Source organism: Aquabacterium sp., from assembly GCF_034003525.1.
Lineage (GTDB): Bacteria > Pseudomonadota > Gammaproteobacteria > Burkholderiales > Burkholderiaceae_C > Aquabacterium.
The window spans coordinates 1-15131 of sequence record NZ_JAVEYN010000046.1 but is presented as its reverse complement, the minus strand read 5'-3'; the positions used below and the strand labels follow the sequence as shown (position 1 = coordinate 15131).

Sequence of the window (15131 nt, the reverse complement as noted above, 5' to 3'; positions counted from 1 at the left end):
CCAGCTCACCATCCACCAGCCCAACACCATCGCGGCCAGCGTCGCGACGCGCCAGGCCAGCGGCACACCGGGCCACAGCAGCACACCCAGGGTGACCAGCACGATCAGATCCTGTACGCGCATCCACAGCAGGCAGGCCAAGGCGCGTGGCAGCGGCAGGTTCAGTTCACGCGAGGCCAGCCAGGGAAAGCTCAGCTCTCCCGCCCGCATGGGCAGCAGGTTGACGGCCGCGTTGTGCATCAGGATCACCCGCAGCGAATCGGTGCGCAGGCCCAGCCAGCGCCGGGGGGCGCGAATGTGGTCGTCGAGGGCCAGCACCACCTGCAGGCGGGCGGCGCGCAGGCCGTAGCTCAAGATCAGACCGCCCAGGGTCAGCGCCCAGATGCCGATGCTGGGGCGCGTGATGGCCTCGCGCACCTCGGAAAACGGGGTGTGGCTCAGCAGCCAGGCGAGCAGCGCCAGGCCCACGGTCCAGGCCACGATCATTTTGATGCGGGCTTTGGGCGTGGCCGAGGGACTCTGCGGTGGCGGCGGGCTCTGAGGCAGCACGGGGCGGGGTGGGTTCAGATTAACCCTCTATTGTCTCGCATCTCCGCCTCGCTTGTGGGGGAGCCGCGGGGCGACGGCACGCTGAATGTGTGCGAGGGCAGGTATCGAGGGCCCGGTGCGGCGGGCGTTGCGGATCTGAGGCCAACTGGGTGGACAATTTCGGCTCAGAATTTCGATTCCCCTTCATTTCGAGGATGCCTGAGCATGACGACCAACTTTGCGACCTGCGACCTGTGCGACGACCACAAGAATGACACCGACGGCGCCTTCCGCGTGCTGCCCCCGGTGTTCAAGGACTACGGCAAGCGCATCAAGTTCAGCGGCCCGGTCAGCACCGTGAAGTGCTTTGAGGACAACACCCTGGTCAAGGCTGCGGTGGACTCTGCGGGCAACGGCCGCGTGCTGGTGGTCGATGGTGGCGCCTCGCTGCGTCGCGCGCTGGTGGGCGGCAACCTGGGCAAGGCCGCGGCCAAGAACGGCTGGGCCGGCGTGATCGTGGACGGTTGTGTGCGTGACTCGGCCGAGCTGGCCGAATGCGACGTCGGCATCCGTGCGCTGGGCTTGATGCCCCTGCCCACCGAGAAGCGCAACGAAGGCCAAACCGATGTCGCCGTTCAGATCCAGGGCGTGTGGGTGCGCCCCGGTGACTGGCTGTATGCCGATGAAGATGGCATCGTCATCATGGACAAGCCCAAGGCCTGATCCGTTTCAGCCCTGAGCGCGCCTCAGGGTGTGGGCCACAGCGCACCGCGCTGTACGGCCCAGCGCCACTGTGCCAGCCAGGCATCGACTTCGGCCTGAGCGGCCACCAGGGCTTGCTCGTTGGCCAGGCGACGGGCTTGCAGGACCTCGCTTAAGGCACCTTCGCCCAGGGCAAAGCCCTTATCGAGCGAGCGGGCCACCGACTGCAGTTGGCCCAATCCCTCTTGCGCCAGTTGCCACAGGCGCAGGCTGTCTTGCGCTTCCTGCTGCAGCAAGGTCAGGTCACGGTTGAGCTGGCGCAGCGTGTCCTCATGGCGCTGCTGGGCAGCGTCGGCCAGGGCGGCGCTGGATTGCGCGCCCAGGTTGCGGGCGGTGCTGCCGATGGGCCACGACAGGGTCAGCGCGACCATTTTTTCGGCGCTGCCGCGGGCCCGTCCCATCTTCACGCCCACGGTCGGGTCGGCCGTGGTATCGGAGCGATCCAGCTGCGCCTGGGCCTGGGCGTAGTCGGCTTCCAGCTGGGACACGCGAGCTTCCGGAGCCTGGGCCAGCAGGTCCTGCTGCTGTGCGGCGTTCAGCGTGGTGCTTTGTGCAGGCAAGGCTGGCGTCGCCAGCTGCGCGGGCCATCCGGGGAAGGCCGATTGCAGGCTGGTCCAGCGTGCCAGGCGCCGTTGGCTGGCGGCCTGGGCTTGCAGGCTCGCTTGCGTCAGGCTGGCGCGCATCTGCAGGCTGTCGATCTGGGCAGCGTCTCCCAGCTTGTGGCGCTTGCTGACGGCCTCGCTTTGTTGTGTCAACACCTTCACCTGGTCAAGCCAGACCTGTTCCTGCCGGTATTCGCGCAGCCAGTCGGCATAGAGCTGAATGGCTTGCAGGCTCAGCTGTCGCCAGGTTTGTTGTTGGCGCGCTTCGGCCAGTGCAGCTTGACGCTGGGCGGCCAGGTCGGCGGCATGGGCCTTGCCCGGCAGGCGGATGCCGCGCTCGATGGCGGCTTCCCACTCCGCCTCGGTGGTGCGTGGCGTGGTGGCGTCGGCCTCGTAGGTCCGGCGGCCGTATTGCACCGAGGGGGTCCACTCATGCGGACCCACACGCTTTTGGGCGGCCAGGTGGTGCTCGGACTGCGTCTGGGCCAGCTGGGCCAGCCATGCCGGGTGACGGGCGATGAGCTGGCGCATCAACTCGGCGTCTGGCAGACCCATGGCGCCAGACGCTGGTGCCGATGCGGCAGACGCCACACCGGCCTGCATCGGTGGGCTGGACTCGGCCGCGGTGGCCAGGCCGGACAAGCTGCCGACACAGACACTCAGGATCGCCAGCCGCAGCCAAGCGGTGGACGGCGTGATCGACAGGGCGGCCGCGGAGGCAGCGCCAGTGCGCAAGATGTGATTCAACATGATGAAAACCTTCAAGCCTGTGCGGGGGTATCGTCGGTGTCAGCCTGGACGCCGAAGCGTTCGTACACCAGAGGCAGCAGCAACAGGGTCAGAGCGGTGGAGCTCACCAGTCCGCCGATCACCACGATGGCGAGCGGCTTCTGGATTTCGCTGCCGGGACCGGTGGCGAACAGCAGAGGGATCAGGCCCCCCGCACTGATGGACGCGGTCATCAACACCGGGCGCAGACGGCGCTTGGCGCCTTCGACCACGGCCTGGCGAGGCGTGCGGCCTTCTTCAATCAGCTGGTTGAAGTAGCTCACCATCACGACGCCGTTGAGCACCGCGATGCCCAGCAAGGCGATGAAGCCCACCGAGGCCGGCACCGACAGGTATTCACCGGCCACGGCCAACCCGACCACCCCACCGATCAGGGCCAGCGGGATGTTGGACAGCACCATCGCAGCCTGGCGCACCGAGCCGAAGGTGGAGAACAGCAGGAAGAAGATCAGCAGCAGGGCGATCGGCACGACCAGACCCAGGCGCTGCGCGGCGCGTTGCTGATTCTCGAACTGTCCGCCCCAGGTGACCTGGTAGCCGCTGGGCAAGGGCATGGCCTGGGCCAGCTTGGCCTTGGCCTCGTCTACAAAGCCCACCAGGTCGCGGCCGCGCACATTGGTCTGGATGACCACATAGCGTTGTGCTTGCTCGCGGTCGATCTTCACCGGGCCATCGCGGTGGTCCAGCGAGGCGACGCTGCTCAGCGGCACGGCATCGCCATTCGGCGTCGTCAGGCGCAGAGCCTCAAAGTCGGCCGGGCTGTTGCGGAGCTCACTCGCACCCCGGATGACCAGGGGCGTGCGACGGCCGTCTTCGTGCACCAACCCGATCGGCTGGCCTTCGACCCAGCGGCGCAGATCGGCCTGGATGCTGGCAGCGTCCAAGCCCAGTCGACCCGCAGCCTGGCGGTCGATGGTGACCTGCAGGTACTGCACGCCGTCGTTGCGCAGGGTCAGGGTGTCGGTGGCACCCGGCACCGCCGCGATGATCTTCTCGGCCTTGGCCGCCATCTCGTTGAGCGTGGCCAGGTTGTTGCCGTAAATCTTGATGGCGACGTCACCGCGCACCCCGGTCAGCATCTCGGACACGCGCATGTCGATGGGCTGGGTGAAGCCGGCATCCACACCGGGGAAGTCTTCCATGACCTTGCGCATCTCGCCGATCAGCCATTCCTTGTCGGGCTGGCGCCATTCGGCCATGGGCTTGAGCACCATGAAAGTGTCGGTCTGGTTCAGACCCATGGGGTCCAGGCCCAGCTCGTCCGAGCCACTGCGCGCCACGATGGATTTCACTTCGGGCACACGCTTCATGATGGCCTGTTGCACGCGCAGGTCCAGGTCCACCGTGCCTTTGAGGCCGATGGCGGGCAGCTTTTCCAGCTGCATGATGATGTCGCCCTCGTCGAGGGTGGGCATGAAGGTCTTGCCGATCTGGGTGAACAGCACGCCGGCCACGGCCAGCGCCGCCAGGGCGCCGCCCATCATCCAGCGCGGGTGCAGCAGGGCCTTGCTCAGCAGCTTGTCGTAGATGACATCGAGCTTGCGCATCAGCCAAGGCGCTTCACCGTGACCGGCCTTCAGCAGCCACGAGGCCAGCACTGGCACCATCGTGAGGGACAGCACCAGCGAGATCGCCAGCGCGAACACGATGGTCAGGGCCACTGGGCCAAAGAGCTTGCCCTCCAGACCCTGCAGGCTGAGCAGAGGTAGGAAGACGATGATGATGATGGCGATGCCCGATGCCACTGGGGACACCACCTCGCGGCCTGCGCGCAGCACGACCTGCAGCATCGGCATCTTCTTGGCGTCGCCATGGGCCAAGTGGCTTTCGATGTTTTCGACCACCACCACGGCGCCGTCTACCAGCATGCCGATGGCAATGGCCAGGCCGCCCAGGCTCATCAGGTTCGCCGAGAGGCCGAACTGGCGCATCAGCACAAAGGTCCCCAGGGCGGACAGCGGCAGCATCAGGGCAACCACAATGGCCGCACGCAGGTTGCCCAGGAATGCCAGCAGCAAGAGCACCACCAGTACGACGGCTTCCAGCAGGGCCTTGCTGACGGTGTACACGGCGCGGTCCACCAGGCTGCCGCGGTCGTAGAAGGTGTTGATCGTCATGCCCTTGGGCAGGCTGGCTTGCATGCTGTCGAGCTTGGCTTGCACGGTGGCGATCAGCTGGCGCGCATTCGCGCCGCGCAGGCCCAGCACCAGGCCTTGCACGGCCTCACCTTCGCCGTTGCGGGTGACCGCGCCATAGCGGGTCAGTTCGCCAATGCGCACTTCGGCCAGGTCGGCCACGCGGGTGAGGCGGCCGTCTTCGCTTCGCACCACGGTGTCACGCACATCGTCAAGGGTCTGGATGGCGCCTTCGGCACGCACGATCAGGGCCTCTTCACCCGCGTTCAGGCGGCCGGCACCGTCGTTGTGGTTCGAAGCCGTCAGAGCCGCTTCCAGCTGGTTCAGGGTCAGTCCTTGCGCCAGCAGGGCTTGCGGGTCGGGGATGACTTCGAAGGTGCGCACAAAGCCGCCCAGGCTGTTGACGTCGGCCACGCCGGGCAGGGCGCGCAGGGCGGGGCGGATCACCCAGTCCAGCACGCGGCGGCGCTCTTCCAGCGTTTGCGGGCCTTCGATGGTGAACATGTACATCTCGCCTAGCGGTGTGGTGATGGGCGCCAGCCCACCCGATGCCGTCGGCGGCAGATCGGCCATCACGCCGGCCAGGCGTTCGCTGACCTGCTGGCGTGCCCAGTACACGTCGGTGCCGTCTTCAAAGTCCAGGGTGATGTCGGCCAGGCCGTACTTGGAGGTTGAGCGCAGCGACTTCTGCTTGGGGATGCCCAGCACCTCCTGCTCGATGGGGATGGTGATGCGGGTTTCGACCTCTTCCGGGGTCATGCCCGGCGCCTTGAGGATCAGCTTGACCTGGGTGCTCGACACATCCGGAAAGGCGTCAATCGGCAGGCCCATCCAGGCGGCCACCCCCGCACCGCCCAGCATCACGACCAGCAACATCACCAGCACGCGCTGGCGCAAGGAAAACTCAATCAGTTTCGCAAGCATCGCGCGGTCCTCAGTTGCCCAACAGGGCCTTGAGGGCCGAGGTGCCACGGGTCACGACCTTGGTGCCGACGGCGAGTCCGGACACCGTCCAGTTCCGGCCCTGGCGGCTCAGCACCTGCACATTGGTGAGCTGGTAACGGCCCGCCCCTTGATCGACGAAGACCTGGTAGACCGGGCCGGGCGAAGTCAGCACGGCATCGCTGTTGAGCGTGACGGCGTTGGTGCTATGGCCTGTTTGCAGGGCAGCCTCGACCCATTGGCCGGGGCGCACTGGCAACTCGCCCGACTTGCTGTTGGCGGGCGCGATGCGTGCGCGCACCATGATGGATTGCGTCTTCGCGTCGACGCTGGCCCCCAGGCTGATGACCTGGCCCTTCACGCCGTCGGCGCCTGCGAGTTGCACCACGTCGCCGGAGCGCACATCGCTGGCCAGCTTGGCGGGCACCTGGATCTCCAGCCACAGGGGGCTCAGGGTGGCGATGCGGTACAGCGGCGTCATCGCGTCCACGCGCTGGCCCACTTGCACCATCTGCGCCAACACGCGGCCGCTCAACGGCGCGTTCACGCTGATGGCCCCGTTGGGGGCGGTGGAGGTGCCGCCGGCCATGGCCAGGGCCTGACGGCGCTCCTGGGCCTGGGCCTGCTGTTGGGTGAGGTGGGTGCGGCTGGCTTCCAGGCGCGACAGCGGGATCAGCCCTTCCTTGTAAAGCGCTTCATCGCGTTGCGCGGTGCGGCGTGCCAGTTCCAGCTGACTGCCGGACTGCAGCACGTCGCGCCCCAGCTCTTGCGCCTGCGGACTGCGCATGCGCGCCAGCCATTGCCCGGCCCGCACGGCGTCACCCGTGCTCACCGACAGGGACTCGATCAAGCCGGCCACCGGCGCCGCCACGACCTGTTCCTGGTTGACCGGGATCACCACCTGCGCTGGAAAGCGCTGCTGGGCCAAACCGCCCGCTTGCACCGATTCCGATGTGATACCCAGGCTGCTGACCTGGGCTGCCTTGAGGGCCAAGGGCGCTGCGGGCGGGGCTGCATGGGCGGTCTGGGTCATCAGCAGCGCGGTCAGCAAGGGCAAGAGGGAGGGCAGACGCAAGGCAGAGGTGTTCATGGTCAAAAGGGCAAGAGTTGGTTGCAGCTTAGGGCGCTGACCTGAATGGAAGCTGAAGCTGAGCGGGGGCAGGCAGTGCTAAGGTCGAGTCATTGCGAGTTGGGAGCCATGAGATGCGGTTGCTGTTGCTGGAAGATGACGAAATCCTGGGCGAAGGGTTGCGTGACTTCTTGCGGTCGGAAGGGCACCTCGTGGACTGGGCCAGTTGCTTGCGGGACGCGCGTAGCCGGGTGAGCGAGGCCTACGACGCCTTGCTGGTCGATTGGCAACTGCCCGATGGTTCCGGCCTGGACTGGGTGCATAGCCTGCGTCGCCAGGGCGACGACCGACCCCTCATCATGCTCACCGCCCGCGACACCGTCGTAGACCGCGTCAAGGGACTCAATGTGGGTGCAGACGACTACCTCGTCAAGCCCTTCGATCCGGAAGAGCTGGTGGCCCGCCTGCACGCCATCCGTCGCCGTTTGGGCGGGGCTCAGGGTGGGGTGCTGCGCTTTGGCCCGGTGACCCTCGACCTGAATGCACGGGGGGTGTCGTTGCAGGACGACGCCGGCGTGGACACCCGCGTCGAGCTCACTGCCCGGGAGTGGACCGTGCTGGAGGCACTCGCGCTGCGTGCCGGGCGCATCGTGCCCAAGGCCGATCTGGAGCAGTTGATGCTGGGCTCGGTCAGTGAGGTGTCGAGCAATGTGCTGGAAGTGCACGTGGCCAATCTGCGGCGCAAGCTGGGTCGGGGTCTGATCGACACGGTGCGCGGACTGGGCTACCGCATGCCGACGCCGGGAGCGTGACATGCACGACCTGAGCTCGCTCGATCTGCCCTCGATCCGCTTTCGTCTCACACGCTGGGTCATGGCGGTGTCCCTGGCCGCCGGCGTGGTGCTGGCCACCACCGTGGGCGTCCTGCTTCATCACGCGCTCGACGACTTGATGGACGATGGCTTGCAGGAGTCTGCCGAGGTGCTGTACGGCATCCTCGGCCAGGAGCAGGCGCGGGCCCTGCTTCGCAGCGGCATGTTGCCTGTTCCCTCGCATGACGAAGGCCTGATCTGGCAATGGATGGGCGACGATGGCCAGGTGTGGCTGCGCTCTCACCGTGCGCCGGCGGCACCCCTCACGAACCGCTCCGTCCTGGGTTTCAGCCATGCCCCGCGGTGGCGCATCTACAGCATGCCTTCGCCCAGAGGCGACGCGGTGCTGCATGTGGCCCAGTCAGTGGACCATCGCCACGACGCGCAAATCTGGACCCTGGGCGGGAGCATGACCTTGGCCTTGCTGGTCGGCGGCTTGGCGATGTTGTGGCTTCAGACCCGGGTGAAGGCGGAACTGCAGCCGCTCCACGATCTGTCCGACGCGGTGCGGGGCTTTGACCCCTTGCGACCGGGCGCCCGCTTGCCAGCGGCGGCACGTGCCGAACTGGTGCCGATGGTGGTGGCGCTCAACGACCTGGCCGAGCGCCTGCTGGTCCGGGTGGCCCACGAACGTGCTTTCGCGGCCCACGCGGCCCATGCCTTGCGCACGCCCTTGGCGGGCATCGACATGCAACTGGCCGTGGCGCTGCGTGAAGCCCCGGCGGCCATGCAGCCTCGCTTGCTGCAAACCCGTGAGGCCGCGGCGCGGCTGCGCCGTGTGACGACCGCTCTCATCAGCCTGTTCCGTGCCGGCGGGCAGATGAACTGGCAGCAGACCCGGCTCGACGACCTGGTGGCCACGCTGCCAGTGCGCGGCGTGGCGGTCACGGTGCAGGGCGATCAAGGCCTCTGGTGTGACCCTGACCTCTTGTCGGCAGCCTTGTTGAACGTGCTCGACAACGCGGCACGCCATCACGCCACCCACGTGACCGTGCACGCTCGTACCGACGTGCATCACAGTGTGTTGACGTTGCGCGATGACGGCGAGGGTATGTCAGCCGAACGTCTGGCAGCCGTCCAGCACGCGCTGCAAACCGGGCAGGGCGGCGATGTGCTCGGGCTGGGCTTGACCCTGGTGGACCTGGTCGCGCGCAACCACGGCGGGCAGGTCAGCCTGTCGGCAGGAGAGGGGGGCGTGGGCTGCTGCGTCACGCTCACCCTGTTGCGTCAGACCATGGCTGCACGCGCCTGAGCGCGGTTTCAGGCCAACAGTTCGAGCACGCGGTCCAGACCGCCCTCGTTGATGGCCACCATGGCCTGCTCGCGCACCTTGGGTTTGGCGTGATAGGCCACGCTCAGGCCCGACACGCCCATCATCAACAGGTCGTTGGCGCCGTCACCCACGGCGATCGACTGGCTGGGATCGCAGCCGATGCGCGCGCACAGGCTCAGCAGGTGCTGCTTCTTGGCTTCGCCGTCCACGATGTCGCCCAGCACGCGGCCGGTCAGCAGGCCGCCTTCGATCTCCAGCGTGTTCGAGTGCGCCTCATGCATGCCAAGGCGTTCGCGCACGCGGTCGGCAAAGAAGGTGAAGCCACCCGACACCAGCAGCGTCTGCAAGCCGGCGGCCTTGGCCGCGTTGATCAGCTCGGGCGCGCCGGGGTTGATCTTCAGACGCTGGTCGTACACCTCTTGCAAGGACTCGGCAGGCACGCCCTTGAGCAAGGCCACGCGACGGCGCAGGCTGTCCTTGAAGTCGATGATCTCACCGCGCATGGCCGCCTCGGTGATCGCGGCCACCTCGGCCTTCTTGCCCACCGCGTCCGCAATCTCGTCAATGCACTCGATGCTGATCAGCGTCGAGTCCATGTCAAAGGCAATCGCCTTGAACTGGTTCAGGGACAGAGGGGGCGTGAAGCGCTGGATGACGAGGCCGGGGGCGAATTCTTGGGCAGACATGGGCGAGACAGTGGCAAGGCGCGCCAGCCCGGTCGGGATGGCAAAGTCAGGATTATCCCTCGCCCTCGGTGCGCACGCCGGCGTGGCGCGCGCGCGTTCAGCCCTGCCGTTCAGGTGAGAAAAATGACATCTCGCATTGTGTGGACGCGCCGTCTGCCTTAGGCTTGTCATTGGATGAAACCAAGGTGGTGCATGGCGTATCAGGAGTCTCCGATGTCCCTGGAGCACGAGGCATGGCAGGTGGCGCCACTGGGCCTGCTCTGGGTGGACCTACGCGGCTGGCGTGTCGAGCACGCCAACCCCGCCGCGGCGGCGCTGCTCGGCCTGAGCGAGCGGGCCGCACCGTATGTGCTGGCGGATTGCCTCTCCCCGCATGCCTCGATCACCCTGGCCTCGGCCGCACGCGATTCGGCTGCGTGGCCCAGTGCCCCGATGCGCCTGCACCTCAAGGCCGAAGGCCGTGTCTGCCGGGCGCACTGGCTGCGCTGCCTGGACCAGGAGACGCGCCGCCTTGGGCTCCTGTCGATTGAGCTGGCGGTGCCCGCCGACGCGCGTGAGGACGCCCACGCTCAGGAGGCGGCCGCCACGGCGCGCCATCTGGAAGACGTGCTGGAGCAGATCATCGAGACCCTCTCCGGTGCACTGGCCGAGCGCGACCCTTACACCGTGGGGCATCAGCGCCGTGTGGCTGAAATCGCCGTCACCCTGGCCACTCATCTGGGTCTGAGCGAGGAGCGGTGCCATGTGTTGCACCTGGCCGCCATCGTCCACGACATCGGCAAGATCCGCGTGCCCATCGACCTGCTGACCAAGCCTACGCCCCTGCGTCCGCAGGAGTTCGAGGTCATCAAGCAGCACGCTCAGGCCACCATCGACATCCTGGGCGGCATCCAGTGGCCCTGGCCCTTGAAGGAGATTGCCGGGCAGCACCACGAGCGAATGGACGGCACAGGCTACCCGGCCGGCTTGAAGGGGGATCAGATCCTGTTCGAGGCGCGCATCCTGGCCGTGGCCGACGTCATCGAGTCCATGTCCGCGCCGCGTCCCTACCGACCGGCGGCGGGCTTGCCGGCCGCCCTGGAGGTGTTGCGCCGAGGCCGAGGTGTCACGCTGGACGCCGAAGTGGTCGACGCGGCCCTGCTGCTGTACGGCCCCACGCCCTTGTCAGAACCGGAGGGCTGACATGGTCATCAACGCGCAGCTCTGGGAGACCCAGCTCGACATGATGGGCAACACCATGATCCTGTTCATGGTGTACCTGCTGGCCGAGGCGGCCTTGCCCCGCCTGCCCTGGGTGAAGTCGCGCGCCAGCCGCAAATGCGTGCTGGTGGTGGTGTACGCGCTGCTGGCCTCCCTCAATGTGATGACCGCTTATGAGCCTGCGCCCGGCGTGCGGGTGGACACGCGCATGGGGGTGGAGGCGGCGGCCACCTTGACCCTGGGTCCGCTGGCGGGCCTGTTGGTGGGCGTGGCGACCGGCCTGACACGCGTGACGCTGGGCGGGCCGGGGTGGTTGTCCGGCTCGCTGGCGATGCTGGGTGTGTGGGCGGCCACCAGCGCGCTGATGACCTGGCAGGCGCGGCGCCGTCCCGGGCAGGATCCAGGTCGCCATCTTGGGGTGGCCATCGGCGGAGCGATTTTTTCCTGGCTGATGAGCCTGCCATCTTTGATGTGGCTGGACTGGCGCGGCCACATGGAGCTCGATGCGCCGATCGCACTGGTCGTCTTCCTCAGCAGCACCGTCACCACCCTCTTGCTGTGGGCGACGATTGCCCTGACCAGCTCGCGCACCCGTGCGCTAGAGCAACTGTCGCGGGCCAACGAGGCGCTGCAGCAGTCCTTGCGCCAGACGATTGGTGCGCTGGCGCAGGCGGTCTTGCACCGAGACCCCGGATCGGCCCGGCACCAGCGGCGCGTCGCCGACCTGGCCCTGGCCATTGGCCGGGCGATGAAGCTGGAGCCCCACCAGCTGGAGGCGCTGGAGCTGGCCGCGCTCGTGCATGACATTGGACAGATCGAAATCCCCAGCGAAATCATCTCGCGCCCTGGGCCGCTCACGCCGGCCGAAATGGCGCTGGTGCAGCAACACCCGGTGATGGGCTACGAGATCCTGAAAGACGTGCAGTCGCCCTGGCCCCTGGCCGACATCGTCCACCAGCACCACGAGAACCTTGACGGCAGCGGCTACCCCCGTGGCTTGGCGGGAGACGAGATCTGCCTGGAGGCGCGGATCCTGCGCGTGTGCGACATCATCGAGGCCATGAGCTCCCACCGTGTGTACCGCTCCAGCCACCCGATGGACAGCGTGCTGCAGGAAGTGCAGCGCATGGCCGGGCGAGAGCTGGACGCGGAGGTGGTGCGCATTGCATTGGCGCTGATCCGGCGCGATGGCTACGCTTTTCCGGCCTGAGCAGCTCGCCCGTCTGCCGCCGGTTTGTGGCCTAATGCTCGATTGGATTTTTTTGCCCACGCATCGCACTGCCATGCTGCGAATCACCGAACTGCGTCTGCCCCTGAACCATGCCGAGGACGACTTGCGTCCAGCCGTGGTGGCCAGACTGGGCATCCAGGATGCCCAACTCCTGAATTTCACCGTGTTCAAGCGCAGCTACGACGCGCGCAAGAAGTCGGCCATCGTGCTGATCTACACGATCGACTGCGAGCTGGCCACGCCCGAGCTGGAAGCCCGTCTGTTCGAGCGCTTCGCGGGTGACCCGCACGTCCGCCCCGCGCCCGACACCACCTACCAGTTCGTGGGCCATGCCCCGGCGGACTACCGTGCGCCGGGCGGTCTGCGCCCCCTGGTGATCGGCTTTGGCCCCTGCGGCATCTTCGCCGCCCTGATCCTGGCCCAGATGGGCTTGCGACCCATCGTGCTGGAGCGCGGCAAGGAAGTGCGCGAGCGCACCAAGGACACCTGGGGACTTTGGCGCAAGAGCGTGCTCAACCCCGAATCCAACGTGCAGTTTGGCGAGGGCGGGGCGGGCACCTTCTCTGACGGCAAGCTCTGGAGCCAGATCAGCGACCCACGTCACCTGACCCGCAAGGTGCTCACCGAGTTCGTCAAGGCGGGCGCCCCGGAGGAAATCCTGTATGTGAGCAAGCCTCACATCGGCACCTTCCGCCTGGTCAGCATGGTCGAAAAGATCCGTGCCGACATCGTGGCGCTGGGCGGCGAGGTCCGCTTCGAGCACCACGTCACCGACGTCCTGATCGAGAACGGTCACATCCGCGGCGTGACGCTGCAAAGCGGTGAGCAACTTCGTGCCGACCATGTCGTGCTGGCGCTGGGTCACAGTGCCCGCGACACCTTCACGATGCTGCACGAGCGCGGGGTCTTCATGGAGGCCAAACCCTTCTCCATCGGCTACCGCATCGAACACCCGCAAAGTCTCATTGACAAGGCGCGGTTCGGTCCCAACGCAGGCAACCCCATCCTGGGTGCCGCCGACTACAAACTGGTACACCATGCCAGGAATGGCCGTGCGGTCTACAGCTTCTGCATGTGCCCCGGTGGCACGGTGGTGGCGGCCACGTCCGAGCCCAATCGCGTGGTCACCAATGGCATGAGCCAATACTCGCGCAACGAGCGCAATGCCAACGCGGGCATCGTGGTGGGCATCTCGCCGCAGGACTATCGCCAAGACGGTAAGACGGAAGGCCCCGTCAGCCCACTCGATGGCATGGCCTTCCAGCGCTTCTGGGAGTCGCGCGCCTACGAACTGGGTGGGGGCGACTACATCGCCCCGGCACAGCTGGTGGGCGATTTCATCAAGGGCCAACGCAGCAAGGTGCTCGGCAACGTCGAGCCCTCGTACAAGCCTGGCGTGAACCTGACGGACCTGGCTCAGCCCGGCCTCGGCAGCTTGCCCGACTACTGTCTCAACGCCATCCGCGAGGCCTTGCCCGCGTTCGAAAAGCAGATCAAGGGCTTCTCGATGAAGGACGCCGTGCTGACCGGAGTGGAGACCCGCACATCGTCACCGCTGCGCATCACCCGTGGGCGCGACTACCAGAGCCTCAACATCCAGGGCCTGTATCCGGCCGGTGAAGGCGCGGGTTACGCCGGCGGCATCATGTCTGCAGGCGTGGATGGCATCGAGGTGGCCGAGGCGGTGGGCGCCAGCATCCTGGGCGTGAAGGCACCCGGCATCAAAGCCTGATCAGCCTTCCGATCAGGCTACATTCAACTCTTCAACGGCTGACCCAGCTGCCGCAACAAATCCCGCACATATTGCGCCCGGTCCTTCGGGTCCGACAATGCCTTTTCGATGCGCAGCTTGTCGTTGCCCGCCAGCTTGATCTGTTTGTTCTTCTGCACCAGCTCGATGATGCGCAGCGGCTCCACTGGCGGGTTGGGGCGGAAAGTGATGTTGATGATGCCTGGCGCGGCATCGATCTTGATCACGCCATAAGGCTTGGACTGCACGCGCAGCTTGTGCGTGTCGAACAGGGCCTGTGCTTGCGGCGGCAGCTTGCCGAAGCGGTCCACGATCTCTTCCAGCATGGTGTCGATCTTGTCGAGCGCGTCGGCCGTGGCCAGGCGTTTGTAGAGGCTCAGGCGCACGTGCACGTCGCCGCAATAGGCATCGGGCAGCAGGGCAGGGGCGTGCAGGTTCACGTCGGTGTTGCTGCCGAACATGCCCAGGGGAGACAGCAGATCCGGCTCCTTGCCTGCCTTCAGTGAGCGCACGGCCTCGCTCAGCATCTCGTTGTAGAGCTGGAAGCCCACCTCCATCATGTTGCCGCTCTGGTTGTCGCCCAGCACCTCGCCGGCGCCGCGAATCTCCAGGTCGTGCATGGCCAGATAGAAACCCGAGCCCAGCTCCTCCATGTTCTGGATCGCATCCAGACGCTGCGCCGCCTGCTTCGTCAGCCCCTCCACATCGGGCACCAGCAGGTAGGCATAGGCCTGGTGGTGCGAACGCCCCACGCGGCCACGCAATTGGTGCAACTGCGCCAGGCCGAACTTGTCGGCGCGCGCCATGATGATGGTGTTGGCACTCGGCACGTCGATGCCTGTCTCGATGATGGTCGAGCACAGCAGCACGTTGTGGCGCTGCGCCACGAAGTCGCGCATCACGCGCTCCAGCTCCCGCTCGGGCATCTGACCGTGGGCAATGCCGATGCGCGCCTCGGGCACCAGCTCGGCCAGCTTGTCGCGCCGGTTCTCGATGGTTTCCACCTCGTTGTGCAGGAAGTAGACCTGACCGCCGCGCTTGAGTTCGCGCAAGATGGCTTCGCGGATCACGCCGCTGCTCTCGCTGCGCACAAAGGTCTTGATCGCCAGACGACGCTGCGGTGCGGTCGCGATCACGCTCAGGTCGCGCAGGCCTTCCATGGCCATGCCCAGCGTCCGCGGGATGGGGGTGGCGGTCAGAGTCAGCACGTCAATTTCAGCGCGCATGGCTTTCATCGCCTCTTTGTGGCGCACGCCAAAGCGGTGTTCCTCATCGATGATCAGCAGGCCCAG

The 15131-nt window shown here is 66.7% G+C and carries 12 protein-coding genes; 6 read left to right on the top strand and 6 right to left on the bottom strand.

Features of this window, described 5'->3' with window-relative positions:
- A partial coding sequence (locus RBT42_RS16090; RefSeq protein WP_320366973.1) for a lysylphosphatidylglycerol synthase domain-containing protein occupies positions 1-549 on the bottom strand: 549 nt, incomplete at its 3' end.
- 204 nt (positions 550-753) lie between these two features.
- Here RBT42_RS16090 and rraA point away from each other — a divergent pair.
- Complete coding sequence (gene rraA / locus RBT42_RS16085) at positions 754-1251, top strand: ribonuclease E activity regulator RraA (RefSeq protein WP_320366970.1); 498 nt, start codon at positions 754-756, stop codon at positions 1249-1251.
- 23 nt (positions 1252-1274) lie between these two features.
- On the opposite strand, the gene RBT42_RS16080 is transcribed toward rraA, so the two are convergent.
- Genes RBT42_RS16080 through RBT42_RS16070 form a run of 3 tightly spaced genes read right to left on the bottom strand, consistent with a single transcriptional unit; the run spans position 1275 to position 6848 of the window.
- The gene (locus RBT42_RS16080; RefSeq protein ID WP_320366968.1) at positions 1275-2642 is read right to left on the bottom strand and encodes a TolC family protein; all 1368 of its coding nucleotides are present in this window, start codon (positions 2640-2642) and stop codon (positions 1275-1277) included.
- An 11-nt stretch (positions 2643-2653) separates the two neighbouring features.
- Entirely contained in the window at positions 2654-5740 is a 3087-nt protein-coding gene (locus tag RBT42_RS16075) for a CusA/CzcA family heavy metal efflux RND transporter (protein ID WP_320366966.1), read from the bottom strand.
- A 10-nt stretch (positions 5741-5750) separates the two neighbouring features.
- Positions 5751-6848: an efflux RND transporter periplasmic adaptor subunit gene (locus tag RBT42_RS16070; protein ID WP_320366964.1), complete on the bottom strand. Its 1098-nt coding sequence runs from the start codon at positions 6846-6848 to the stop codon at positions 5751-5753.
- 113 nt (positions 6849-6961) lie between these two features.
- Here RBT42_RS16070 and RBT42_RS16065 point away from each other — a divergent pair, with 113 nt between their 5' ends.
- Positions 6962-7639 (top strand): response regulator transcription factor, encoded by a 678-nt coding sequence (locus tag RBT42_RS16065; RefSeq protein WP_320366962.1) that lies wholly within the window; start codon positions 6962-6964, stop codon positions 7637-7639.
- 1 nt (position 7640) lies between these two features.
- The gene (locus RBT42_RS16060) at positions 7641-8951 is read left to right on the top strand and encodes a HAMP domain-containing sensor histidine kinase (RefSeq protein WP_320366960.1); all 1311 of its coding nucleotides are present in this window, start codon (positions 7641-7643) and stop codon (positions 8949-8951) included.
- An 8-nt stretch (positions 8952-8959) separates the two neighbouring features.
- On the opposite strand, the gene serB is transcribed toward RBT42_RS16060, so the two are convergent.
- On the bottom strand, positions 8960-9658 hold the full coding sequence (serB, locus tag RBT42_RS16055; protein ID WP_320366958.1) for a phosphoserine phosphatase SerB: 699 nt from the start codon (positions 9656-9658) through the stop codon (positions 8960-8962).
- Between the two features lie 213 nt (positions 9659-9871).
- On the opposite strand from serB, the gene RBT42_RS16050 reads away from it, so the two are divergent.
- From RBT42_RS16050 to RBT42_RS16040, 3 genes are all read left to right on the top strand, one after another.
- Positions 9872-10840, top strand: a complete 969-nt coding sequence (locus RBT42_RS16050) for an HD-GYP domain-containing protein (protein WP_320366956.1) — start codon at positions 9872-9874, stop codon at positions 10838-10840.
- A gap of 1 nt (position 10841) precedes the next feature.
- On the top strand, positions 10842-12068 hold the full coding sequence (locus RBT42_RS16045; RefSeq protein ID WP_320366954.1) for an HD domain-containing phosphohydrolase: 1227 nt from the start codon (positions 10842-10844) through the stop codon (positions 12066-12068).
- Positions 12069-12141: 73 nt separating this feature from the next.
- Positions 12142-13821 (top strand): NAD(P)/FAD-dependent oxidoreductase, encoded by a 1680-nt coding sequence (locus tag RBT42_RS16040; protein WP_320366952.1) that lies wholly within the window; start codon positions 12142-12144, stop codon positions 13819-13821.
- A 23-nt stretch (positions 13822-13844) separates the two neighbouring features.
- On the opposite strand, the gene RBT42_RS16035 is transcribed toward RBT42_RS16040, so the two are convergent.
- A partial coding sequence (locus RBT42_RS16035; RefSeq protein WP_320366950.1) for a TRCF domain-containing protein occupies positions 13845-15131 on the bottom strand: 1287 nt, incomplete at its 5' end.

Bases quoted from the DNA above. Each gene is read 5' to 3' on its own strand.
- RBT42_RS16070 (WP_320366964.1), bottom strand. From the start codon at position 6,848: ATGAACACCTCTGCCTTGCGTCTGCCCTCCCTCTTGCCCTTGCTGACC.
- RBT42_RS16060 (WP_320366960.1), top strand. From the start codon at position 7,641: ATGCACGACCTGAGCTCGCTCGATCTGCCCTCGATCCGCTTTCGTCTC.
- serB (WP_320366958.1), bottom strand. From the start codon at position 9,658: ATGTCTGCCCAAGAATTCGCCCCCGGCCTCGTCATCCAGCGCTTCACG.
- RBT42_RS16065 (WP_320366962.1), top strand. From the start codon at position 6,962: ATGCGGTTGCTGTTGCTGGAAGATGACGAAATCCTGGGCGAAGGGTTG.
- rraA (WP_320366970.1), top strand. From the start codon at position 754: ATGACGACCAACTTTGCGACCTGCGACCTGTGCGACGACCACAAGAAT.
- RBT42_RS16045 (WP_320366954.1), top strand. From the start codon at position 10,842: ATGGTCATCAACGCGCAGCTCTGGGAGACCCAGCTCGACATGATGGGC.
- RBT42_RS16050 (WP_320366956.1), top strand. From the start codon at position 9,872: ATGTCCCTGGAGCACGAGGCATGGCAGGTGGCGCCACTGGGCCTGCTC.
- RBT42_RS16075 (WP_320366966.1), bottom strand. From the start codon at position 5,740: ATGCTTGCGAAACTGATTGAGTTTTCCTTGCGCCAGCGCGTGCTGGTG.
- RBT42_RS16040 (WP_320366952.1), top strand. From the start codon at position 12,142: ATGCTGCGAATCACCGAACTGCGTCTGCCCCTGAACCATGCCGAGGAC.
- RBT42_RS16080 (WP_320366968.1), bottom strand. From the start codon at position 2,642: ATGTTGAATCACATCTTGCGCACTGGCGCTGCCTCCGCGGCCGCCCTG.